Genomic DNA, 25,146 nt, shown 5'->3' with positions numbered 1-25,146 from the left:
TTTGACCGGGTTACGTATCAGCTACCGGAACTCTGCCACTAGGAAAGTCAGCCATCCGCTTACCGTGCTGCAATAGGGGCATCGGCGGGGTGAGGTTCGTTGGAGAATATAAATGACATCACGACTCAGTAAAGAAGCTGCGCTGGTTCATGCAGCGCTGGAAGCCTGTGGCTTGGAAACCCCGTTGTGGGGGGATGTGTTGGATCGCGAAACGCGTAAACGCCGGATTAAAGAGCACATGACGGAAATCATGCAACTGCTCAATCTCGATCTGTCTGATGACAGCCTGGCAGAAACGCCACACCGCATTGCTAAAATGTACGTCGATGAGATTTTTTCCGGCCTGGATTACGCCAATTTCCCAAAAATCACCGTTATTGAGAACAAGATGCAGGTGGACGAAATGGTGACGGTGCGCGACATTACGCTGACCAGCACTTGTGAGCACCACTTTATCACTATCGATGGCAAGGCAACGGTGGCCTATATCCCGAAAGACGCGGTGATCGGTCTGTCGAAAATCAACCGCATTGTTCGGTTCTTTTCCCAGCGTCCACAGGTGCAGGAACGTCTGACCCAGCAAATCCTGGTGGCTTTGCAGACCCTGCTGGGTACTAATAACGTCGCGGTATCTATTGATGCAGTCCATTATTGTGTTAAGGCTCGCGGCATCCGTGACGCCACCAGTGCGACGGCTACCACCGCGCTAGGCGGGCTGTTTAAATCCAGCCAGAATACGCGTCAGGAGTTCCTGCGTGCGGTGCGTTATTGCCAAAAGTAATGGATTATTGAGCGGGGCTTAGCGCCTAGCCTACAGGCACCTCTCGGTGCCTTTTTAATGATTGAAATACAGCGGCATAGAAATGAACAGTGACACATTGCCCCGTATCGCCACGCTGGACTGTGTACGTGGTATCGCCATTTTCGGTATCTTATTGCTGAATATCTGCGCGTTTGGTCTGCCTAAGGCGGCCTACTTGAACCCGGCCTATCTGGGGATGCCTTCATCGCGTGATGCTTGGAGCTGGGCGCTACTGGATATTTTCGCCCAGGCCAAATTCCTGGCCATGTTTGCGCTGTTGTTCGGTGCTGGGCTACAGATGCTGTTGCGGCGCGGCAAAAACTGGATACGCGCACGGCTGTCGTGGCTGGTACTGTTTGGTCTCGGCCATGCGATCTTACTGTGGGATGGCGATATCTTGCTGGCTTACGGCCTGATTGGCCTGCTGTGCTGGCGTATGATCCGTGATGCTAAAGAGTCAGCCCAACTGCTGAAAACCGGCATGGTGCTGTACCTGTGCGGTGTGGGGGTGCTGCTCGTGTTGGGCTTTATTTCACCCGGCGAACCAGGGGACTTTTGGCAGCCCGGCGTTGCTGAGTTGCAGTATGAAAAAATTTGGAAGCTGCGGGGCGGTTTCGATGCCTGGTGTCATCGCGCCGACCTGCTGTCTTCCAGCCTGTTGGTCATCGGCGTGCAATACGGCTGGGAACTGGCGGGGTTGATGTTATTTGGTGCCGGGTTGATGCGCAGTGGCTGGTTGCGTGGCAGCTATTCACCGGGTGACTATCGCCAGCAGGCCGTGTGGCTGATAGCGATTTCATTGGTTATCCAATTGCCCGCAGTGGCGCTGCAATGGCATCTGCACTGGGGTTACCGTTGGAGCGGCTTTTTACTGCAAGTGCCGCGTGAACTGAGCGCACCGTTGCAGGCGATGGGCTATCTGGCACTGTGTTACGGGTACTGGGCAACGCTGTCGCGTTGGCGCATCGTCCATTGGCTGTCGCAGGTTGGGCGCATGGCGCTGAGCAACTATCTCTTGCAGACGCTGATCTGCACCACATTGTTTTACCGCTTCGCTTTGTATCAGCAGTTCGACCGGTTGCAACTGCTGGCGTTTGTACCGCTGGTATGGCTGGCTAACCTGCTGTTTTCACACCTCTGGTTGTGCTATTTCTCCCAAGGGCCGGCAGAATGGCTATGGCGCAGCTTGACGCTGAGGGCTGCGAGCAACAATAGACCCAAAAATCAGCACTGAGATTTGGCATTGGAACAAACAGGCTAAAAAGCATTTCTCTACCTTGCAGACCCCCTCCACCGCATGGCTGCGGTTGTGCCTATCAGGGCTGTTTGGCCTTGTGCTTTTCTTGCGCCAGCTTGTGCTCCAATTCAACCAATTGTTCCGGTGAGACCGCCGGGTAGCCTTGGGCATCCTCCGGCACGCTGTGTATGGCGACGATCGGGAGCTGCGGGCCGAGAAAGCGTGGTTCGCGCTTGAGGATGTACAAGTCGGTGAGTGCCGCGAGGCGGGCGAAAATTTCACGGGCGCGAACCGTCATCATGTCTTTCGGTGAAGGCACCGCATAGCACTGCGCTTGAATCCCCCTATACAGGGCGATAAACAGCGCCCGCTCGCAGTGGAAACGCTGGGTGATAATAATGAAATCGTTGGTGTCGAACACTTTGCGGGTGCGCACGATGGAGTCCAGCGTGCGGAAACCGGCGTAATCCAGCACGATATCGCTCGGTGCTACGCCAGCAGCGATCAGATCGCGGCGCATGGTCATTGGCTCGTTATAGCTTTGTTGGGCGTTGTCACCGCTCAGCAACAGATATTGCACCTTGCCGCTGTTGTAAGCATTAATCGCCCTCTGGATGCGATAGCGGTAATACTGGTTAATAACGCCGGTGCGGTAATACTTGGCAGTACCGAGCACCATGCCTACTTGGCGATAGGGCAGGCTCTGTAGGTCGTCATAAACGTAAGGTGCCGTTTTCCAGCTTATCCAACGGTCAAGTGCGATAGCCGCGAGCATCAACAGCGCAATGATGATGAATAAGGTGATGATCAGGCGTTTCCACATGTTATTGCTTAATGCGCTCAGTGGCTAAAAGAGAGGGCTCAAGGCTACTTTACCTGGCTGGCTGAGGCAAGCTGTCCAAGGTTACCAGCCCACATACCGAGCCTGGGGCTTTTGAGCGCCAAGATCAAAACGAGGTACGCTTGTAGCTGCGGTACTGTGGCCGCCAGAAGTTATGCTCGATAGCTTTCGATAGCACATCTTCAGAGGTGACCATCGCCACGCCCTGCAACTGCGCCGCTTTGCCCACCGCCATCGCGATGCATTTTGATACCCCCTTAATATCATCGATATTCGGCAATAGTGCGCCGTGGCCATCAGTGGCCAGTGGCGAACAGTCGGCCAGCGCGCGGCTGGCAGCCATCAGCATGGCGTCGGTGACGCGGGTGGCACCGGAGGCCAATACGCCCAGCCCGATGCCTGGGAAGATGTAAGCGTTGTTGCACTGGGCGATTGGGAACTGCTGCGCTTGGTAGGTCACCGGGGCGAACGGGCTACCGGTCGCCACCAATGCGGCACCTTCAGTCCAGTTGATGATGTCTTCTGGGCGGGCTTCCACACGGGAGGTTGGGTTGGACAGCGGCATCACAATCGGGCGGGCGCAGTGCTGGTGCATTTCGCGGATCAGTTCTTCGGTGAACAAGCCAGGCTGGCCGGACACGCCGATCAGAATGGTCGGCTTGGCGTTGCGTACCACATCCAGCAGCGAAATGGCCTTGCTCTCTGTCTGCCAGGTGGTCAGGTTTTCGTGCTTTTGCACCAGCTTGCTCTGGAACTCCAGCAGGTTAGGCAGCTTGTCAGTCAGCAAGCCGAAGCGGTCAACCATGAATATACGGGCGCGCGCTTCGTCTTCGCTTAGCCCTTCAGACTTCATTTGCGCGATGATCTGCTCGGCAATGCCGCAGCCTGCGGAGCCTGCGCCTAGGAAGGTCACCGTTTGGGCGCGCAACTGGCTACCGGCGGCGTGGCTGGCGGCGATCAAGCTACCGAGCGTGACTGCGGCGGTGCCTTGAATGTCATCGTTGAAGCAGCAGATTTCGTCACGGTAGCGGTTAAGCAATGGGGTGGCATTGTTCTGCGCGAAGTCTTCGAACTGCAACAAAGCGTTCGGCCAGCGGCGCTTGACTGCTTGAATAAACGCTTCGACAAAGGCGTGGTATTCGTCGCCAGAGATACGCGGATGACGCCAGCCCATGTACAGCGGATCGTTGAGGCGCTGCGGGTTGTTGGTGCCGACATCTAGCACCACCGGTAGCGTGTAGGCCGGACTAATGCCGCCGCAGGCGGTGTACAGTGATAACTTGCCGATCGGAATGCCCATGCCGCCGATGCCTTGGTCGCCGAGGCCGAGAATACGCTCACCATCGGTGACGACGATCACCTTAACGTTTTGCTTAGTGGCATTTTGTAGCATGTCATCGATGCGGTTTTGGTTCGGGTAGGAGATGAACAGCCCTCGCGCGCGGCGGTAGATATCAGAAAAGTGCTCACAGGCTTCACCGACCGTTGGCGTGTAGATGATCGGCATCATCTCGCTTAGGTGCGAGTCCAGCAGGCGATAAAACAGCGTTTCGTTGGTGTCCTGAATATTGCGCAGATAGAGGTGCTTGTCGTTGTCGTTTTTAAAATCCTGGTATTGGCGATAAGCGCGCTCAACTTGTTCTTCGATAGTTTCTACCGCTTCTGGCAACAGGCCATGCAGATTGAAGTGGCTACGTTCTTCCTCGGTGAAAGCACTGCCTTTGTTAAGCAGCGGAGACTCCAGCAAAATTGGGCCGGCGTAAGGGATGTAAAGAGGGCGTTTGTTTTCGTGTTCCATTAGTTTCACTTTTTGCGTATCAAATAATTTTATTGTTGGCTGATCCTAAAAGATAGGGAGAATATGTACAGCATTTGTTGCGAAATAGCGGTTTTGTTATTGGCTTTCAAAAGCTGACGCGGCTAACGTTGTGGCAACCTAGCGCTGCCAGAGTGGCGCGGGTCATATCCCATTGGCTAAGGATAGCACTCTGCGGTTCGGCCAGCACCGCGCGGCGGATTTTCATACAGTCACCGCCTAGGAGGTTGAACAGGATCAGTGCGGCCTGCAACGGCGGCAGACTTGGGTTAAAGGCGGCGTTTTCAGCATAGCGACCCGCATACACCCGGCCATCTTCCGCTGCTAACGCCAGGCCGCTGTGGGCGTTGCTGTACGGCGCATAGCTTTGATTGGCCGCCGCCAGCGCCAACTTATCAGTCAGTGTCAATTGATAACCGTGATTGATCTGATCCATCAGCAGTGTGGCGATGCCCAGATCTTTCGGGCCAAAGGCATCCGGCAGGTGATCCGCCAGTGTTGTCGGTTCAGCACCCGGCAGACGGATTTGTAGGCCAGCGCCGCTGTTCAGCTCATTCATAAACTGGCGGCAGTGGCCGCACGGCCTGTAGTTGACAGTGATGGCAACCAGCGCTGTTTCACCGCGTAGCCAAGCATGGATCACCGCAGATTGCTCGGCATGCACGGTTTGCTGCATCGGTACCCCGCTGAATTCCATGTTGGCACCAAAATACAGATTACCGCTTTGCCCTTGGGCGATGGCACCCACGTTGAAATGTGATATTGGCGCTAACGAGTAAGCTGCTGCCAAAGGCAGTAGGGCACATGCCAGAGCATCATCATCCAGCCCGCTGAGCTGGCGGATCGCCGCTGTTTGCTCAGCCGTCAACATCGCCGGAAAGTCAGGTGCAGCGATATATGGCCGCAAGGCGGATTGCAATGTTGCAGGCAATTTACCGAAGGCACTGTGAAAACGTAGGTGCATAAAAAGTCTCTCAACAGGTTAACGGGATAACATGCTAGGTAGCTCGATCAGATAGAAATGTGATTAAGTCGTCTTTTATTGATGAAATGACGGCGATAAAACATTTTAATGTGAGATTACTGGCAATTTTTACTGCTGTCAGGCGCACAAACGCAGCAGCACCGGGAATAGGATGGGGGCCAGCAGCGAGGTGATGATCCCACAGATCACCAGCGCCAGAGAACTGAAAGCCCCTTCTTGGTAATCCACCTCCGCGCAGCGCGCTGTTCCGAGCGCATGGGATGCCGTACCCATCGCCAGCCCACGCGCCAAAGGGGGGATGATTTTCAGCATGTTGAATAGCGCATGCCCGAACACCGCACCGAGAACACCGGCGAACATCACGCAGACTGCGCTGATTGCCGGAATGCCGCCAAGCGATTGCGCCACTGCCATGGCGATAGGCGTGGTAACCGATTTCGGCATCACTGAAGCGGTGATTTCTGGTGTAGCGCCCAGCCATAGTGCAATGACGACACCGCTGATCATTGCGGTCATACTACCGATAAAGCATACCGCGATGATTGACTTCCAGCGGGCGCGGATCTGGTGCAACTGCTCATACAGTGGGAAGGCCAGTGCCACTACCGCCGGTTGCAGCAAATCATTGAGAATTTTACTGCCCTGAAAATAGCGTGGGTAGGATATGTCGGCCAGTAGCAGCAGCGGAATAATCACCGCTATGGAAACCAGCAGTGGGTTGAGCAGCGGCGTGTTAAGCCACTGTGCCAGCCTGCGGGCGGCAAAATAGACCGCCAGCGTCAATGGCAGTGACCACCAGATTTCATGGATCATTTCCCTTCCTCCGCCTCGTCTGGCTTACTGACAATGCGGCGCTGGCGCTGGAAATAATGGGCGCTGTAACCGACCACCACCAGCACAAGCAGCGTGCTGACCAGGCAGGAAATGACCAGTGGGCCGAGGTTAGCGATGATCTGGGGGGAATATTTCATGATGCCTACGCCGATCGGCACGAACAGCAGCACCATGTAGCGGATCAGCAACTGGCAGCCGGGTTTGACCCATTTTGTTGGCAGGATTTGTAGGGAGAGCAGGGTGAACAGCAGCAACATGCCGATGATGCTACCGGGAATGGCGATGGGCAGCAGTGCCGCCAAGGCATCACCGGTGAACAGACAGAGGTAGATAAGGGCGATTGCCCTTAGGTATTTCCAGCAGAGCTTAAACACCTTGGTTATACTCCATTGCCTGTTTAATTAACATATTTATCATACAATTAAGCCCATGAGTAATGCCACCGCCCACACCATGAATTCTCGCTATGCGCTCGCTAAGGTAGCGGGTAATGAACGGCAGCATCACGCGTGACCGAGGGCCAACCCCGGTGGACGAAAAGGCCAAGCATGCTCGGCCCTTGCAACAGGCAATAGCACAGTTATTTAACCGGCATGCCCGGTTGGGCGCCGCTGTCTGGGCTGAGCAGGAAGATTTCTTTCCCCCCTGAACCCGCCGCCATCACCATGCCTTCGGAGATGCCAAAGCGCATTTTGCGGGGTGCCAGGTTGGCGACCATGATGGTTAAACGGCCTTCCAGTGCTTGCGGGTCTGGATAGGCAGCACGGATGCCGGAGAAGATCTGGCGTGATTCGCCCCCTAGATCCAGTTGCAGTTTCAGCAGTTTGTCAGAGCCTGCGACAAACTCGGCGCGGGTGATCAGCGCGATGCGCATATCCACCTTGGCGAAATCATCAAAGGTGATGGTACTCTGAATCGGATCATCAGCTAACGGGATGCCCACCGATTGGACAACGGTCATATCTTCTTTCGAGGCGTTGACCATGTGGTTTACCTGGTCGAGATCGATACGCTTGAATAAAGTGCTGAACACGTTGATCTGATGTCCCAGCAGCGGCTGCTGAAGTGTATCCCAGCGCAGTTCGGTGTTGAGGAAGGCTTCGCTGCGCGTAGCCAACATTGGCAGCACCGGTTTCAGATAGGTCATCAGCACGCGGAATAGGTTGATGCCCATCGAGCAGATGGTCTGTAGGTCGGTATCGCGGCCTGCTTCCTTCGCCACTACCCACGGCGCTTGCGTATCCACATAGCGGTTGGCCAGATCGGCCAGCGCCATGATTTCGCGGATCGCACGGCTGAATTCGCGGCTGGCGTAGGCGTCACCAATACGCTCTGCCGCATCGACGAAGGTGTGATAGAGCGCCGGATCAGCCAGTTTATCGGCCAATTGACCGCCAAAACGCTTGCTGATAAAGCCGGCGTTGCGGGACGCCAGGTTGACCACCTTGTTGACGATATCGGTATTCACACGCTGCACGAAATCTTCCAGGTTCAGGTCGATATCGTCGATGCGCGAAGACAACTTAGCGGCGTAATAATAACGCAGACAGTCAGCATCCAGATGCTGTAGATAAGTCCCAGCTTTAATAAAGGTACCGCGTGATTTAGACATTTTGGCACCGTCCACGGTCACGTAGCCGTGCACGAAGAGGTTGGTTGGTTTGCGAAAGTGGCTACCTTCCAGCATCGCTGGCCAGAACAGGCTATGGAAATAAACGATGTCTTTGCCGATAAAGTGATACAGCTCGGTGCTGGCGTCTTTACACCAGAACTCGTCGAAATCCACATCACTGCGCTTGTCGCACAAATTTTTGAAAGACCCCATGTAACCGATGGGCGCGTCCAGCCAGACGTAGAAATATTTGCCCGGTGCATCTGGGATTTCGAAGCCGAAGTATGGCGCATCGCGGGAGATGTCCCACTGCTGTAGACCCGACTCGAACCACTCCTGCATCTTGTTCGCCACCTGCTCTTGCAGTGCACCAGAACGGGTCCATGCTTGTAGCATTGCGCTAAACCCAGGCAAGTCGAAGAAGAAATGCTCGGAATCACGCATCACTGGTGTAGCGCCGGAAATCACAGATTTTGGCGCGATCAGTTCGGTCGGGCTATAGGTTGCGCTGCACACTTCGCAGTTATCGCCGTATTGATCCGCTGCTTTGCATGTTGGGCAGTTGCCTTTCACGAAACGGTCAGGCAGGAACATGCCTTTCTCTGGATCGTACAACTGGGAGATGGTGCGCTTCTTGATGAAGCCGTTTTCCTTCAGGCGAGTGTAAATCAGGTTCGACAGCTCACGGTTTTCATCACTATGGGTTGAATGATAGTTGTCATAGCTGATGTTAAAACCGGCGAAATCCTGTTGGTGTTCTTGGCTCATTTCCGCGATCATTGCCTCCGGCTTAATGCTCAATTGCTGTGCTTTCAGCATGATTGGCGTACCGTGCGCATCGTCTGCACAGATGAAATAAACCTCGTGGCCGCGCATTCGTTGGTAACGAACCCAGATATCTGCCTGGATGTGCTCGAGCATGTGGCCGAGATGGATGGAGCCATTTGCGTAAGGTAGCGCGCACGTCACCAATAATTTTTTCGCGACTTGAGCCATAGTGAGAATTTGCTTTCTGTTGAATAAAAAGGGCCTTTGATGTTAACCGATTAGGCTCTTTGCGGCTAGGGTGGTTTCTTGCAAGTTATGTGCGCCAGCCGTGCGGCAGTTCTGGTATGCTTGCCACCAGTGCCTCATTTAAAATCAAGGAGCCGGGATGAATGCGAAATCCCCTGAGCCAAGCAACTCCGAAGTTCTGCGTGCCTTGGTGACCGGTGTATTGGCCGCCTTTGAGCACCCAACGTTAAAAAACAATCTGACCGTACTGAAGGCCATCCATCATTGCGTGTTGCTCGACGGTGTGCTGCATATTGAATTGATCCTGCCATTTGCCTGGCGCAGCGGCTTTGAGGCGCTGAAGCAGCACGTGGGTGGCGAATTGCTACGCGTGACCGGGGCCAGCGTCATTGACTGGCAGCTCAAGCATGATATCGCCACGATGAAGCGGGCCAATGGTCAGCCTGGCGTTAAAGGCGTACGCAATATTATTGCCGTCAGTTCCGGTAAAGGTGGGGTAGGGAAATCCAGCACCGCCGTCAACTTGGCATTGGCGTTGGCCGCCGAAGGTGCCAACGTCGGCCTGCTAGATGCCGACATCTACGGCCCGTCGATCCCCACTATGTTGGGTACCGTGCATGAGCGTCCGACTTCGCCGGATGGTCAACATATGGTACCGATTAGGGTGCATGACTTGGCGACACACTCCATCGGCTATCTGGTCAGTGATGATCGCGCTATGGTGTGGCGTGGGCCGATGGCCTGCAAGGCACTGATGCAGTTGTTGCAGGATACCTTGTGGCCAGATCTGGATTATCTGGTGCTAGACATGCCGCCGGGTACCGGCGACATCCAATTAACGTTGTCGCAGACTATTCCGGTGACCGGCGCGCTGGTAGTCACCACGCCGCAGGACATCGCGCTGCTGGATGCGGCCAAGGGCATCGTGATGTTTGAGAAAGTGCAGGTGCCGGTATTGGGCATTGTAGAAAACATGAGCGTGCATATTTGCAGCCACTGTGGCCATCATGAACCGATCTTTGGCACCGGCGGGGCGGAAAAGCTGGTGAAGAAATACCACAGCCGCCTGCTGGGGCAGATGCCGCTGCATATTTCGTTGCGTGAAGATTTGGATCGCGGTGCGCCAACAGTGATCAGCCGCCCGAACAGCCCGTTCACTGAGTTGTATCGCCAGCTTGCTGGCCGCGTTGCTGCGCAGTTGTATTGGCAGGGAGAGGCGATCCCTACGGAGATTGCGTTCCGCGCGCTGTAATTGATGGTGTCGAGAGAGTGGCGTAAAGTCTGCTGACTCCCTATAATTGGCGCGTTTAGTTCCCCCTTTTTTACACTACGAAATCAGGTCGTTAATTTTATGACTGACAAGCCGCATCAGTGCGTCATTATTGGTATAGCTGGCGCATCTGCCTCTGGAAAAAGCCTCATTGCCAGTACGTTATATCGTGAACTCCGCGAACAGGTAGGTGATGAACATATCGGCGTGATCCCTGAAGACAGTTATTACAAAGACCAAACGCATCTGACCATGGAAGAACGGATTAAAACCAATTACGACCACCCCAGCGCCATGGATCACAACCTGCTGTTCCAGCATTTGCAAATGCTGAAATCAGGCCAGGCGATAGAAGTGCCACTGTACAGCTATGCTGAGCACACGCGCAAGAAAGAGACTGGGCACCTGGAGCCTAAAAAGGTGATCATTCTGGAAGGGATCTTATTGCTGACAGACATTCGCCTACGCCAGGAAATGAATTTCTCGATCTTCGTCGATACTCCGTTGGACATTTGCCTTATGCGCCGCATGAAGCGCGATGTGAATGAACGTGGTCGTTCGATGGATTCGGTGATGGCGCAATATCAGAAAACTGTGCGTCCGATGTTCCTACAGTTTATCGAACCTTCCAAGCAATATGCCGACATTATTGTGCCGCGAGGCGGCAAGAACCGTATAGCGATCGATATTCTGAAAGCCAAAATCAGTCAATTTTTTCAATAATGCTGTTTAACGGTTGAAAAATTGTCTTCCCTGCTGGTAGCAAACTATTTACACCCTGACGTAGATCTTTCGCCCGTGGTGTGGCAATTTTCGTTTAGCTACGCGCTTTGATGGAGAAAAGAGATGAGACTGTGTGACCGCGATATAGAAGCCTGGCTGGATAACGGAAAACTGGTGATTTCGCCGCGTCCGCCGATTGAGCGCATTAACGGGGCCACAGTGGATGTCCGCTTGGGCAATCAGTTCCGGGTGTTCCTTGGTCACACTGCCGCCTTTATTGATCTTAGCGGCCCGAAAAATGAAGTCAGCGCCGCGCTTGATCGCGTGATGAGCGACGAGATCGTCTTGCCGGAAGGAGAGGCTTTCTTCCTGCACCCAGGTGAACTGGCGCTGGCGGTAACATTTGAATCCGTGACATTGCCAAATGATCTGGTCGGCTGGTTGGATGGCCGCTCTTCTCTGGCGCGTCTGGGACTGATGGTACACGTTACGGCGCACCGTATCGATCCCGGTTGGCAGGGGTGCATTGTGCTGGAGTTCTATAATTCAGGTAAGTTACCGCTGGCGTTACGCCCTGGGATGTTGATCGGTGCCCTGAGTTTTGAACCCTTATCTGGGCCAGCTGCGCGTCCCTACAACAGCCGCCAGGATGCCAAATACCGCGATCAGCAAGGCGCTGTGGCGAGTCGAATCGACAAAGACTAAAGGCGGGTGGTATGAGAAGACTACTGACGGCATTGGTGATCTTACTGGTTGTATTGGTTGCGGGAATGTCCGCGTTGGTGCTCTTAGTTAATCCTAATGATTTTCGCGCCTATATGGTTAAGAAAGTCGAACAAAATAGCGGCTATCAGTTAATGCTCGCCGGCGATCTACGCTGGCATATTTGGCCGCAGTTGAGCATTCTTTCTGGCCACATAACGCTGACCGCGCCAGGGGCTCAAGCGCCATTGGTGAGCGCTGAGAATATGCGCCTTGATGTCAAACTGTTGCCGCTGTTGTCTCACCACCTGTTTGTCAAACAAGTGATGTTGAAAAATGCTGTTATCCGCCTAACGCCGGACAGTGAAGAACAGCCTCCGGTTGATGCCCCTATCGCGCCAGTTGACCCTGTCGCTGAGTCAGTAGACACACCGTGGAAATTGGGTATTGATAATCTGCGGATCGTGGATAGCCTGCTGATTTGGCAGCGCGCCAATGATGAACAGATCAACGTCAGGGACATCAATCTCACCCTGCAACAAAATGACCAGCGTCAGGTGCAAATGGCGCTTTCCAGCCGGATAAATCGTGATCAGCGCGATTTGACCTTCACGATGGCGGCCGATATCGATTTACAACACTACCCGCGCCAGATCAACGCGAAGCTAACCCGGTTCAATTACCTGTTGGCAGGGGCGGATATCTTGAATGGCGGCATCAAAGGTGAAGGCCACGCGCAGGTGGCTTATCAACAAACGCCACCGCATATTGTGTTCAACCCGGTGAGTATCAGTGCCAACGACAATCAGTTCACCGGCGATGTCAGCGCGACTGTGGCGGAGGTGCCAGCGTTGGTAATGAACTGGTCCTCGGCCAATCTCAATTTGGATGCACTTTCTGGCTGGCAATCCCGCACGAGTTCGTCTGAACCGCAGGTGACGGCCTCCGCGCCGGTTATCGCCAGCCAAATTGATGACCAGCAACAGGATCTGGCTGCACTGCGCGATTTCAACGCACAGCTCATTATGCAAGTCGATCAATTGACCTATCGCGGTATGAATATCGCCCAACTGGCCGTTCAGGCCGATAACCAGCGAGGGCTGCTCAGGCTGCATAAACTTTCAGGTCAACTGGCCGATGGGCGTTTTTCCTTGCCCGGTTCGCTGGATGCGCGTGGCGATAAGCCGATCATCGCCCTACAGCCCCTATTGAAGCAGGTTGAACTGGGTACGCTGCTCAAAGCTTTTGATATGCCGCAGGTCATGAGTGGCAAATTCAGCATGCAGGGGGAACTGACCGGCGATCGCCTCACGTTACCTTCTTTTATACATCGCTGGCGCGGTAGCGCCCAGTTGGCGATGCAGGAGGGGCAACTGCATGGCTTGAATGTGCAACAGTTGGTCCAGCAGGTCGTGGCACGCAGCGACAGCAGCGTACGTGGGCAGGACACTTACCCGCATTATACCGCCGTTGCACAGCTAGCGGCGAAGGCCAGCCTGAACCAAGGCAGGGTGAAAATCAGCGAGATGAATGCTCAGTCTCCCCTGCTGAGTCTGGATGGCAGCGGCACCGTCAATATGATGGGCAAACAGTGTGACATGGCGCTCAACGTGCGGGTGACAGGCGGCTGGCAGGGCCGCAGTGACCTGATCGAACAGTTGCGAAAAACGTCAATTCCTTTGCGGGTATACGGTCCCTGGGCACAGCTCAACTACCAGCTACAAGTCGAACAGATACTACATAAAACGTTGGAGAACCGAGCCAAGAACGCGCTAAGTAATTGGGTTGAAAAGAATAAGGACTCGCGTGAAGGCCAGGATCTGAAAAAGCTGCTCGATAAGCTTTAATCCCTCCCTGGTCAGTATCCCGGCTTTTGTCAGGTTTCATCATCAGGTTCTGGCGGCGACAACGGGGTAATTTTCACCTTCAAAACACGGTGGCTGTTGACTTCCAGCGGTTCAAACAGGTAGTCCCCGATGCACAGGTGTTCTCCTTCCTGCGGAATGCGCTGGCTATGCTCCATCAGCAGGCCCGCCAGTGTATGATATTCACGCTTTTCTTCCAGCGACAGCGGCAGATACAGCACCAGATCTTCCAGTGGCATATAGCCGTTGGCCGTCCAGCTACCGTCTTCGTTTTGCTGAATGTCATGCCGTGCGTCAATTTCTTCACCGTCCTCCGGCAGGTTACCGGCGATGGTTTCCATGACGTCGGTCAAGGTGACAATGCCTTCAACCGAACCGAACTCATCGACCACAAAAGCAAAGTGCGTCTGCGCCTGACGGAACTGCTCCAACGCGCTCAGTAATGTGAGCTGTTCGGGGAAAATCAGCGGCTGGCGCACCAGCGAGCGTAACGCCAGCGGTACCTGGGCTAACTGTTGTTTCAGCACGTCAATGGTATAAATGACACCCAGAGGTTCGTCACTGGCACTATTTTCTACTACCACGATGCGCGTATGCTGGTTTTTCTCCAGCAGTTGGGTCAACTTTTCCTGTGGATCGTTCAGTTCGAGATATTCCACGTCATGGCGGGAGGTCATGATACTGCTGACCGTGCGCTGCGCCATCCCCATCACACGCTCGATCATATGCCGTTCTTGCTGGTTAAAAACTTCACCGCTTGCGCTATCGACCAGCAAACTGGCGTAATGGCTGTCAAGCTCCGCTTCTTCATGCTTGCCGCTCAGCATGCGCAGCACCGCTTCTGCGGTGCGCTCGCGTAATGGCCGCACCCGGGATAGAAAGCGTCGGCGGTTGAATTGTGCCAGTTGGTTCAATGCTTCAATCATTACCGAGAAACCGATCGCTGCATACAGATAGCCCTTCGGAATAAGATAGCCTAAGCCTTCGGCGACCAGGCTAAAGCCGATCATCAGCAGGAAACTCAGACACAGAATGACGATAGTGGGATGAGCGTTGACGAAATGAGTCAACGGCTTACTGGCCAGCAACATCAGGCCGATGGCGATACAAACCGCAATCATCATCACGGCCAGATGATCGACCATGCCAATGGCAGTGATCACCGAATCGAGCGAGAAGACGGCATCCAGCACCACAATTTGCGCCACCACTGGCCAGAAACGAGCGCCTTTGCGTGACTCTTGTTGTACTTGATCCTTGCCTTCCAGCCGTTCGTGCAATTCCGTGGTGGCTTTGAACAACAGGAATAACCCGCCGAACAGCATAATGAGATCACGGCCACTGAAGGAGTATGCAGCAACCACAAACATCGGTTGGGTAAGTGTGCCCAACCAGGAAATGGAGGCCAGTAGCGCCAGCCGCATTAGCAATGCGATCAGCAGGCCGATAAGGCGAGCTTTATCTCTTTGTTTTTTTGGTAATTTTTCCGCCAGAATGGCGATAAAGATAAGGTTATCTATACCCAGAACGATTTCAAGCACCACCAAAGTGGCCAAGCCGATCCAAATTGTTGGATCTGCGATCCATTCCATACGCCTAATTTCACCTGCAAGTTAGACGGCTTATGCCGCATAGGAATGATGAGTGTTGCAGCGGGAAAATTCAACTTCAATCAGGAAAGTTTAGGAAAAAGCAGGCGTTTGTTTTGACCAAGGTGTGGAATACAATGGTACATTCGCCGTTCTTCGTCTCCTCTCATCTTCCCCTTTACGGGCAACGCGGTTGCGTTCATGCGTTTTAAGAAGTATCCTGATTTTTGATTTCAAAATGCACGAATTGCACCATAACTACATGATGTTTATTATTTTTATAGCGAAATATAAATTTGCATATTTACTGAACGCCTATTTCACATAGCCCTGAAATAACGAATGATAGGCAGGTGTTTTGATGGGCAAGATGGTAGCATACTGAGTAAAAAAAATTTATTGCGTTTACTCTCTCTATAGCCTGTCTCGATGCCAATCACACGACAACTTGTGCTGATTTTACTCGGAGCCAAACAGGCTGGGGGATAATAAGTAACACATTGACTGTCAGTTGGTTGGTAGCTGTTGAGCCAAGGGCGGTAGCTTGCCTGCTGGTGGGGTAAGCTGTGGCTTGTTGAGCTACGGGTAGCCCATTCGTCGTTTGACATGCTTGAAGTTTCAGCCCGCTAGCCGCGTTAAGAATGCGCACATACACACAGTGATATTTATTTAATTTATTGTATTTTTAGGTTATTTTACGGACCGTGATAAAGGATTAGAAATGTTATTACCTGTAATTATGGCAGGCGGCACTGGTAGCCGTTTGTGGCCGATGTCCCGTGAACTTCATCCAAAGCAATTTCTGCGTTTGCATAGCTTCCATTCAATGTTGCAGGAAACATTAAACCGCCTTGATGGTGTTGAGATCAGTGAACCTGTCGTCATCTGTAACCAGGATCACCGCTTTATGGTGGCTGAACAACTGCGTCAAATCGACATGTTGTCACACAACATCATCTTGGAACCGGTAGGACGCAATACTGCGCCAGCGATCGCGCTGGCAGCACTAAACGCCCTTGCGCAAGGGCACGATCCCATCATGTTGGTCTTGGCGGCAGATCATATCATCAAGGATATTGGGGCGTTTCATGCGGCTATCGAGGCAGCACAGGCTTTTGCTGCGGGGCAAAGCCTGGTGACATTCGGTATTGTGCCCACTGGGCCGGAAACAGGATATGGCTATATCCAGCGTGGCGAAAGCTGGGGTGAGCATGTTTCTGCGACTTGCGTAAAGCGTTTTGTCGAAAAACCCGATCTTGCCACCGCCCAAAATTACGTGGATTCTGGAGAATATTTTTGGAACAGCGGTATGTTCATGTTCCGTGCCAAGCGCTATTTAGAAGAATTGGAGAAGTTTCGTCCAGATATTTTGGCTGCCTGCCAGCACGCTCTGAGTGATACCGGGGGCGATAAGAATTTCATCAACGTTAAACAAGACGCTTTTGCGTGCTGCCCTGATGAATCGATCGATTATGCGGTGATGGAGAAAACCCAGGATGCCGTCATGATACCGCTAGATGCTGGATGGAGTGATGTTGGATCATGGTCTGCTTTGTGGGAAGTCAGCCCGAAGGATGAGGCCGGCAATGCATTAACTGGTGATACCTTCCTGCATAACACTCATGACTGTTATATCAATACCGATGAAAAATTGGTGGCTGCTGTTGGCGTCGATAATCTGGTGATGGTTAATACCAAGGATGCTGTACTGGTGGTTGATAAATCAAAGGTACAGGATGTCAAAAAAGTAGTTGAATATCTGAAAAAACACAATCGTAGCGAATATAGAAGACATCGTGAAGTTTACCGGCCATGGGGCATCTGCGATATCTTGGTCGCCGAAAAACGTTTCTGTGTAAACCGCATAACCGTGAACCCAGGCGAAGCGTTTTCCTTGCAGATACACCATCATCGTACTGAGCATTGGGTGGTGCTTGCAGGTACGGCCAGAGTGACAACCGGAGATAAAACTTTTCTATTGACTGAAAATCAGTCGACATTCATTCCCATTGGCGTGGTTCACCGTTTAGAAAACCCAGGTAATATACCTTTGGAACTGATTGAAGTGCAGGCGGGTTCTTATTTAGGGAACGATGACATTATTCGTATCAAAGATCATTACGGTCGTTGCTAAATTTTGAGGTTTTAATGAATAGCCTAACCTGTTTTAAAGCATATGATATTCGTGGCCAACTTGGTGAAGAGCTGAACGAAGATATTGCCTACCGCATCGGCCGAGCTTATGGGGAATATCTTAAGCCGTTACGCGTGATTGTCGGTGGGGACGTGCGCCTTAGCAGCGAAGCTCTTAAGTTGGCGTTAGCGAATGGGCTGCAAGATGCAGGTGCTGATGTGTATGACATTGGCGTGAGCGGAACCGAAGAGGTCTATTTTGCTACTTTCCATCTTGGCATGGATGGCGGGATAGAAGTGACCGCAAGTCATAACCCAATGAATTACAACGGTATGAAACTGGTACGCGCCAACGCCCAGCCAATAAGTGGCGATACCGGCCTGCTGGCAATCAAACAGTTGGCGCAAGACAATGCATTTCCTCCGGTTGCAGCAAACAAACGCGGTAGCTATCAGCAAATAACGATCTTGAACGAGTACGTTAATCATCTATTGAGTTATATCGATACAACGGCGTTGAAGCCAATGAAGCTGGTTATCAACTCTGGTAACGGCGCGGCGGGGCACGTCATTGATGAGATTGAACGCCGTTTTAAGCGCGACAACATCCCTGTCTCTTTTGTGAAAGTGCATCATCAGCCGGATGGTAATTTCCCGAACGGTATCCCTAATCCATTATTACCTGAATGCCGTGACGATACGGCTAAAGCGGTGCTGGCGCATCAGGCCGATATGGGCATTGCTTTTGATGGCGACTTTGACCGCTGTTTCCTGTTCGATGAGCAAGGGAGTTTTATCGAAAGTTATTACATTGTCGGGCTGCTGGCACAGGCTTTCTTGCACACCAACCCAGGGGCCAAGATTATCCACGATCCTCGCTTGTCCTGGAATACTATTGATATTGTTAACCAAGCGGGGGGTGTTCCGGTCATGTCTAAAACTGGCCATGCATTTATTAAAGAACGGATGCGTAAAGAAGACGCTATCTACGGCGGCGAGATGAGTGCGCACCATTACTTCCGTGATTTTGCCTATTGCGACAGCGGGATGATCCCATGGCTGCTGGTGGCTGCGTTGCTTTCCGCCAAAGAGAAGACATTGAGCCAACTGGTTGGTGATCGCATGAATAAGTTCCCTTGCAGCGGTGAAATTAACTATAAGGTTGCGGATATCGACAAAGTGCTTAATGAGATTGAGGCTATTTACGGGTGTGATGTTGAGATCGATAAAACGGACGGTATCTCTATTGAGCTTAATGATTGGAGATTTAATCTACGCTGCTCGAATACCGAAGCCTTGTTAAGGCTGAATATTGAAGCCAAAGATGATAAAAACACGGTTACCAGACAGATTAAAGAAATAGAAAACATCATAACAGGATTCCATAAATAATGTTTAATATGATTCAGGGATTATGGCAGTATCGCAGTTTTATATTTGGTAGTATTAAGCGAGAGTTTCAGGCGAAATATAGGAATTCGCTGCTGGGTGCAGTGTGGAATATTCTCAATCCCTTGGCGATGATAGTGATTTATACGGTTATTTTTTCACAGATTATGCGTGCGAAATTACCAGGTGTTGATCACTCATTTGCATACAGTATTTATCTTTGTGCGGGGGTATTAAGTTGGGGGCTGTTTGCCGAAATAGTCTCTCGCTCACAGGTAATGTTTGTCGACAACGGAAATTTGCTGAAGAAGATTAATTTTCCGCGAATTTGTATTCCAGCCATAATCATTGGCAGCGCATTACTTAACTTCCTTATTGTATTCGCTATTTTCTGCATTTTTCTGTTGATTAGCGGCTACTTTCCCGGAGTTGTGATTTTGTCAATTATTCCAGTTATCGCGGTGTTGATAATATTCGCAGTTGGCTTAGGTATGACTATCGGCGTGCTCAATGTGTTTTTTAGTGATGTTGGTCAATTCTTTGGAATATTCTTACAGTTTTGGTTCTGGTTGACCCCAATCGTTTATTCGGTAACTATCTTGCCAGAAAATTTACGAGAATATGTATCCTATAATCCTTTAGCGGGCATCGTTATGGCTTGCCAAGCAGTATTGGTTAAAGGTGAATGGCCTGACTGGTATGGCATACTGCCTACAACAATTGTAGGTTTGTTGCTTTGCATACTGGGAATGCACTTATTCCAAAAGCGTGCAGCAGAAATGGTGGACGAACTTTAATGAGCACTATCAGCGTAAGTAATATAGGTAAAGCGTTTAAGCAATACCCTAATCGTTGGGCACGCCTTATTGAATGGTTTTATCCCGGGAATATCGTCAAGCATCAGTTGAAATGGGTGTTGCAAGATATCAATTTCACCGTTAATCCGGGTGAGGCCGTTGGGATCATTGGCATCAACGGGGCTGGTAAGAGTACGTTGTTGAAAATGATCACTGGCACCAGCCAGCCGACGAAAGGGAATGTCCATATTTCAGGGCGTGTAGCCGCGCTGTTGGAGTTAGGAATGGGGTTTCATCCCGACTTTACTGGTCGCCAGAATGTCTACATGGCGGGTCAACTGATGGGGTTACATGCTGATGATATCAGCAAATTAATGCCGAAAATTGAGGCATTCGCTGAGATTGGCGATTATCTTGACAGTCCTGTACGACTCTATTCCAGTGGTATGCAGATGCGCCTGGCGTTTAGTGTGGCGACCTCAATCAGGCCTGATGTACTGATAGTGGATGAAGCATTGTCCGTTGGTGATGATTACTTTCAACATAAAAGCTTTGAGAGAATCCGCGATTTCCGACGGCAAGGTACCACTCTGTTAATTGTGTCTCATGATAAGCAGGCGATTCAGAGTATGTGCGACAGGGCTATTTTGCTCAATGCTGGCCGTATTGAAATGGAAGGCGAACCTGAGGCAGTAATGGATTACTACAATGCTTTACTTGCGGCAAAACAGAACCAGAAGGTAGAGCAAAAAATCACCCCTGAGGGAAAAATACAGACTATCTCGGGTACCGGTGAGGCGGAGGTTTTTGAGATTAGTTTATTAGATAAAAACAATAAACCGGTAGAAATAGTCAATGTTGGTCAGGCTGTAACTTTACATATTGAAGTCAAGGTTAATGAAGATATTCCTCGTTTAGTTTTGGGATATGGAATTAAGGATCGCTTGGGGCAGGTGCTGTATGGTACCAATACTGATCTCAAAAATAGTGTCGTCGATAATGTAAAGGCTGGAACAATATTGGTTTATGATTTCAGTTTCGATGTTAATCTTGGATCGGGAAGCTACTCTATACAGACCGCCCTTGTAAGTACTGATACTCATTTAGTCAATAATTATGAGTGGCGTGACTTAGCCTTACTTTTCAATGTCGTCAATATTGATAAAGCCAATTTTGTCGGACTGACCTGGTTAGACCCAAAAGTAGGAGTTTATACGAAATGACTTTTATTTCATATGCCCAGAATTTAGAAGACGTGATGCTTTGGAAAGCACTGAAAAATGTTGAAAATGGATTCTACATTGATGTTGGTGCTAACGATCCTGTTAGCGACTCTGTGACGCATTCATTCTATAATCAAGGGTGGCGTGGCATAAACATTGAACCGAACTGTGGGCATTTTCGTGAGCTGGTTACCGATCGGCCTCAAGATATTAATTTGAACTGCGCATTGAATGAAAGTGTGGGTGAATTAGAAATCTGGGAATGCGATATCCGGGGCTGGGATACCCTTGACAAAAACATTGTTAAAGCCCATAAGGCTGAGGGATACAAAGGGCAATGGCGTAAGGTTGCGGTAAGGACGTTAGCAGACATATGCGTTGAGTTCCAACCTGAGAATATCCATTTTTTAAAAATTGACGTTGAAGGTTCTGAATTATCCGTGCTTAAGGGGAATGATTGGGATAAATATCGCCCGTGGGTTGTGGTAGTTGAATCGACATTTCCTAATACTCAAACAGAAACATACTTGGAAATTGAAGAGCTGCTGATAGATAAAAACTACCTGTTTGCTTATGCTGATGGTCTCAACCGTTTTTATGTTTCAATTGAACATCAAGAACTCTTACCATCGTTTAAGTATCCACCTAATATATTTGATAATTATCAAACTTTCAGTGAATTTATTGCCTTAAAGAATGTGGAAAAGGAAATGCAGAAGTTTGACGATTTTTCTAAGGTTCATGAAGCTTCCCTGAAGCGTATCCGAGATCTTGAACATGAAATCAGCCTGTGTAAAAATCATATTGAGCAAATTTACAACAGTACATCGTGGCGCGTTAGCGCGCCAGTCCGTTTGCTGGGGTGGATAATAAATGGCAAGAATGGCAGGGAGCAGAAGGCGTGTTTGTTTAGCCGTGGTGGAAGCAAGCTGATTCGAATTTTCAACAATAACCAAAGGCTGAGATATTACACTGTCATTACTGCCAAGAAGATGGGACTGTATTTCGTATTACACAAACTCTATCTCAAAGTTCTGGTTGGTAGCAGCACGCGAACCCCCTTCTCAGTAAATGAAATGCTGGCAGGGCAAAGCCACGCATTTTTTTCATTTAAGTCATCTAATTCGCTGAGTCTTGACGAATTACACAGCAGAATTAAGGACGAGCTTAAAGCCACCAAAGACGAAAGAGGTCAGCAGTGAACTACTGTAATCAATACGCTGAACTTGAGCAGTTCAAAGGGTTACGTGTTGCCGTATTAACGACAGAGTCCGCACAGGGAGAGGTAGGCGGTGCTGAACGTCTCTACCAGGGATTATTGGCGGGGTTAATCGAAATAGGGTGTGAGGCGGAAACTGTACCGGTCATTGCCGACGAATCCTCCTTCGAGCAGATTGGCAAAAACTATCAACACTGTCGTGAATTGGATCTCAGCCGTTTTGATGCAGTCGTCTCTACCAAAACGCCAACTTATGCTGTTAATCATCCTAACCACGTAATGTATCTAGTGCATACGGTACGAGTGTTTGATGACATGTTTTACGAAACCTTCCCCGGTCACGATCCCATTCGCCTTGCTGAACGGGCGATGTTACACCAATGGGACTTTGAGGCGATATCGAAAGTGAAGGCCAGATTCACCATTGGTCATGAAGTTTCCAATCGTCTCTACCGCTGGTGTGGCATTCACTCGGATGTCATACACCCGCCACTGGGCGTTAATGGTTTCAAACAGGGTAAAACAGGGGATTATTTCTTCTTGCCTGGACGTTTGCATCCCTGGAAACGCGTTGATCTTGCTATTAATGCCATTAAGGCTTCTTCATTGCCGCTCCGGCTCGTTATCGCAGGTACGGGGGAAACTGAGCGGGAGCTTAAGGATCTGGCCGCAGGTGACAGCCGGATTGAGTTTGTTGGCCGTCTGAGTGATGAAGAACTGCTGGGTTATTACGCCAATGCTTTGGCGATCGCTTTTGTTCCTAAGAAAGAAGACTACGGATACGTGACGTTGGAAGGATTCTCCAGCGCCAAGCCGATCATTACCTGCACCGATTCAGGTGAGCCAACCTACTTTGTTAAACACCTGAAAACTGGGTTTATCTGTGAGCCTACCCCTGAGGCGTTGTGCGGGGGGTTTGAGTGGCTGTTCAATAATACGTCTTCTGCGACTGCTATGGGTCAACAGGGCTATGAGATGATTCAGGGGATGTGCTGGTCAACCGTTGGCAAACAGCTTATTTCCGCCGCCATGGCTCCTCAGGTCATGATAAAGCAAATGCATCTCAATGTGAGTGTTGCAGATATGCAGCCGATCGATCCGCCTATTGGCGGTGGCCGATTGCGCTTGCTGGGGCTTTATCACAATTTGGGGCAAGACGTAAAAGCGACCTATGTTGGTTCCTATGATTGGCCGGGTGAAAAGTATCGCCGGCATCAGCTTAGCCCTAGCCTGGAAGAGATTAATATTCCGCTGAGCCAGGAACATCATTTGGCAGCGAACGAGTGGGCCGTCCGGGCTAACGGCAAAACGGTCATTGATGTCATATTCAGTCAGCAGGGGCATTTATCACCTGATTATCTGGCAGGCGTTCTGGAAAATATCAAGCAGGCCGAAGTGGTGGTGTTTTCCCATCCTTGGGTTTATCCACTTATCGACCCCAGCTTATTGCAGGGTAAAGTTGTAGTTTATGACTCACATAACATCGAAGGGTATTTGCGCGCACAGCTGTTTGATGAAAGTAATGCTGCCGAGTTAGCGGCAATTCGTCAGGTTATTGCCGACGAATACCTGCTTGGTCAGCGAGCGGATCTCATATTGGCGTGTTCGCAGGAAGACCTGCTACGTTTTAGTCGCGTATATGAGTTCTCGGTGGAAAAAATGCGGGTGGTGCCTAATGGTGTAATGGCGTTTACGCATCCTGTGCCGGGAGACGAAGAACGCGCGGCGGCAAAAATGGCATTAAATTACTCCGCCGAGGACAAGCTGGTCATTTTTATTGGTAGTGCATACGAACCGAACGCCGAAGCCGCCAAATTCATCGTCAATATGTTGGCTCCTGCCGTTCCTGAAGTGACGTTCATCATTGCTGGTGGGGTTGGTAGTATTGTTGAAAAAGTTAATCACAAGAACGTACGTGTTACCGGCATGCTGAATGAGGAAGATAAGGCGCTGTGGTTATCCGCTGCTGACATGGCGGTAAACCCAATGTTCTCGGGTTCGGGTACCAACATCAAAATGTTCGACTTCATGTCGATGGCGATGCCAACAGTAACCACCAAGATCGGTGCTCGCGGTATTGATACTGGTGGCTTGAATGCTATGCTGGTGGTTGATCCGACGAAAGAGGCATTCGCCACCGCTATTCGGGCTTTGTTTGACCAGGAATACCGTGGCAAAGTTGGCGCCGCAGCTCGTGCCTGTGTAGAAAGCGGTTATGCATGGGAACGTATCTCTGATGTTGTTGGCCGAATGTTCTCTTCTCGCGCTCAGTGGTCGAACCAACCGCAGCCTTGTTTTTCTGTGGTGATCCCAAGCTATGAACGCCCGGATCAACTACTGATTCTGGTTGACTGTTTGCAGAAACAGGTAGAGCGCGATTTTGAGGTCATCATTATCGATCAAAGTGAGCAGCCTTGGTTTGCTCGTGACTCTGATTTCGGTTTTCCTCTTTGCTATTACCATTCCCCGGTTAAAGGGGCTGTCAGAGCAAGGAATACCGGTGCCCTGTTAGCGCAGGGGAAAGTGATTGCCTTTACTGACGACGATTGTCGGCCTAATCCAAACTGGCTAGCCAATGCCCGTAAATATTTCGATATTAAAGGTGTTGTAGGCATTGAGGGGATGATCACTTCAGATAATCACTGTGATGAAAACTGGCGGCTGGTGACCAACGTCGGGTTTGAAGGCATCGGTTTTATGACTGCCAACCTGATGGTCAGAAGCACCGTATTCAATTATCTGGGGGGGTTCGATTTACAGTTTGATCATCCTCATTTCCGTGAGGACACGGATTTTGGTTGGCGCATGCAGCAATTAGGCATGGTGCCTTACGCCAAAGATGTTGACGTATTCCATCCGGCACAACTGCGTTCAAAAGAGCGTGAGTCATCGGCTATTCGCGCACGTTTTTTCCAGAAAGATGTTCTGCTTTACCGTAAACATCCAGAGAAGTACCATGAGCTATTTTTACGCGAGAAACATTACGAAAGAACCTGCGGATTTAAGGAAAACCTGCTGTTAGGGTTCGAGAAAGAGAATGAAGCCGTGCCGCAATGGATGGCTGAGTTATTGGACGCGTAGTCATGTTTTTTTGA

General features: G+C 50.8%; 19 protein-coding genes. 12 read left to right on the top strand and 7 right to left on the bottom strand.

Annotation, left to right across the window (positions count from 1 at the left end; genetic code table 11):
• Positions 1–112 precede the first annotated feature (112 nt).
• Both folE and yeiB read left to right on the top strand, forming a co-directional pair.
• On the top strand, positions 113–781 hold the full coding sequence (gene folE, locus SYMBAF_RS08700) for a GTP cyclohydrolase I FolE (protein ID WP_040264992.1): 669 nt from the start codon (positions 113–115) through the stop codon (positions 779–781).
• Between the two features lie 82 nt (positions 782–863).
• Positions 864–2,036, top strand: coding sequence for a DUF418 domain-containing protein YeiB (yeiB, locus tag SYMBAF_RS08695; RefSeq protein WP_040264993.1), 1,173 nt, complete (start codon positions 864–866; stop codon positions 2,034–2,036).
• 82 nt (positions 2,037–2,118) lie between these two features.
• Here yeiB and sanA read toward each other — a convergent pair whose 3' ends face one another.
• The 6 genes from sanA to metG all read right to left on the bottom strand — a co-directional run bounded on the left by sanA (position 2,119) and on the right by metG (position 9,123).
• Positions 2,119–2,862 carry an outer membrane permeability protein SanA gene (gene sanA / locus SYMBAF_RS08690; RefSeq protein WP_040264994.1) on the bottom strand — a complete coding sequence of 248 codons (744 nt, stop codon included), beginning with the start codon at positions 2,860–2,862 and terminating at the stop codon, positions 2,119–2,121.
• Between the two features lie 124 nt (positions 2,863–2,986).
• Positions 2,987–4,678, bottom strand: a complete 1,692-nt coding sequence (locus tag SYMBAF_RS08685; protein WP_040264995.1) for an NAD-dependent malic enzyme — start codon at positions 4,676–4,678, stop codon at positions 2,987–2,989.
• 106 nt (positions 4,679–4,784) lie between these two features.
• Entirely contained in the window at positions 4,785–5,660 is an 876-nt protein-coding gene (gene cdd / locus SYMBAF_RS08680) for a cytidine deaminase (protein WP_040264996.1), read from the bottom strand.
• A gap of 138 nt (positions 5,661–5,798) precedes the next feature.
• The gene (locus SYMBAF_RS08675; RefSeq protein WP_040264997.1) at positions 5,799–6,494 is read right to left on the bottom strand and encodes a CidB/LrgB family autolysis modulator; all 696 of its coding nucleotides are present in this window, start codon (positions 6,492–6,494) and stop codon (positions 5,799–5,801) included.
• A complete protein-coding gene (locus SYMBAF_RS08670) occupies positions 6,491–6,898 on the bottom strand; it encodes a CidA/LrgA family protein (RefSeq protein ID WP_040264998.1) in 408 nt (135 codons plus the stop codon). The genes SYMBAF_RS08675 and SYMBAF_RS08670 overlap by 4 nt, the downstream gene beginning before the upstream one ends.
• Before the next feature lie 197 nt (positions 6,899–7,095).
• A complete protein-coding gene (gene metG / locus SYMBAF_RS08665) occupies positions 7,096–9,123 on the bottom strand; it encodes a methionine--tRNA ligase (RefSeq protein ID WP_040264999.1) in 2,028 nt (675 codons plus the stop codon).
• Positions 9,124–9,280: 157 nt separating this feature from the next.
• On the opposite strand from metG, the gene apbC reads away from it, so the two are divergent.
• The 4 genes from apbC (at position 9,281) to asmA (ending at position 13,683) form a co-directional block, all read left to right on the top strand.
• Entirely contained in the window at positions 9,281–10,393 is a 1,113-nt protein-coding gene (apbC, locus tag SYMBAF_RS08660; RefSeq protein WP_040265000.1) for an iron-sulfur cluster carrier protein ApbC, read from the top strand.
• A gap of 99 nt (positions 10,394–10,492) precedes the next feature.
• Complete coding sequence (udk, locus tag SYMBAF_RS08655) at positions 10,493–11,134, top strand: uridine kinase (RefSeq protein ID WP_040265001.1); 642 nt, start codon at positions 10,493–10,495, stop codon at positions 11,132–11,134.
• 123 nt (positions 11,135–11,257) lie between these two features.
• Positions 11,258–11,839 (top strand): dCTP deaminase, encoded by a 582-nt coding sequence (gene dcd / locus SYMBAF_RS08650; RefSeq protein ID WP_040265002.1) that lies wholly within the window; start codon positions 11,258–11,260, stop codon positions 11,837–11,839.
• An 11-nt stretch (positions 11,840–11,850) separates the two neighbouring features.
• Positions 11,851–13,683: an outer membrane assembly protein AsmA gene (gene asmA, locus SYMBAF_RS08645; protein ID WP_040265003.1), complete on the top strand. Its 1,833-nt coding sequence runs from the start codon at positions 11,851–11,853 to the stop codon at positions 13,681–13,683.
• 29 nt (positions 13,684–13,712) lie between these two features.
• On the opposite strand, the gene SYMBAF_RS08640 is transcribed toward asmA, so the two are convergent.
• Positions 13,713–15,293, bottom strand: a complete 1,581-nt coding sequence (locus tag SYMBAF_RS08640; RefSeq protein ID WP_040265004.1) for a TerC family protein — start codon at positions 15,291–15,293, stop codon at positions 13,713–13,715.
• 718 nt (positions 15,294–16,011) lie between these two features.
• Here SYMBAF_RS08640 and SYMBAF_RS08635 point away from each other — a divergent pair.
• Genes SYMBAF_RS08635 through SYMBAF_RS08610 form a run of 6 tightly spaced genes read left to right on the top strand, consistent with a single transcriptional unit; the run spans position 16,012 to position 25,132 of the window.
• A complete protein-coding gene (locus SYMBAF_RS08635) occupies positions 16,012–17,424 on the top strand; it encodes a mannose-1-phosphate guanylyltransferase/mannose-6-phosphate isomerase (protein ID WP_040265005.1) in 1,413 nt (470 codons plus the stop codon).
• A gap of 14 nt (positions 17,425–17,438) precedes the next feature.
• Complete coding sequence (locus SYMBAF_RS08630; protein ID WP_040265006.1) at positions 17,439–18,815, top strand: phosphohexomutase domain-containing protein; 1,377 nt, start codon at positions 17,439–17,441, stop codon at positions 18,813–18,815.
• Complete coding sequence (locus SYMBAF_RS08625) at positions 18,815–19,609, top strand: ABC transporter permease (RefSeq protein WP_040265007.1); 795 nt, start codon at positions 18,815–18,817, stop codon at positions 19,607–19,609. The genes SYMBAF_RS08630 and SYMBAF_RS08625 overlap by 1 nt, the downstream gene beginning before the upstream one ends.
• The gene (locus tag SYMBAF_RS08620; protein ID WP_040265008.1) at positions 19,609–20,832 is read left to right on the top strand and encodes an ABC transporter ATP-binding protein; all 1,224 of its coding nucleotides are present in this window, start codon (positions 19,609–19,611) and stop codon (positions 20,830–20,832) included. The genes SYMBAF_RS08625 and SYMBAF_RS08620 overlap by 1 nt, the downstream gene beginning before the upstream one ends.
• Entirely contained in the window at positions 20,829–22,034 is a 1,206-nt protein-coding gene (locus tag SYMBAF_RS08615) for an FkbM family methyltransferase (protein ID WP_052447738.1), read from the top strand. Before SYMBAF_RS08620 ends, SYMBAF_RS08615 begins: the two co-directional genes overlap by 4 nt.
• On the top strand, positions 22,031–25,132 hold the full coding sequence (locus tag SYMBAF_RS08610) for a glycosyltransferase (RefSeq protein WP_052447739.1): 3,102 nt from the start codon (positions 22,031–22,033) through the stop codon (positions 25,130–25,132). The genes SYMBAF_RS08615 and SYMBAF_RS08610 overlap by 4 nt, the downstream gene beginning before the upstream one ends.
• Positions 25,133–25,146: the final 14 nt, after the last annotated feature.

The sequence above is a fragment of the Serratia symbiotica genome, from assembly GCF_000821185.2.
Classification (GTDB): Bacteria; Pseudomonadota; Gammaproteobacteria; order Enterobacterales; family Enterobacteriaceae; genus Serratia; species Serratia symbiotica.
Note: the sequence above shows the minus strand (reverse complement) of the source record. Positions and strands in the feature narration are given on the sequence as shown.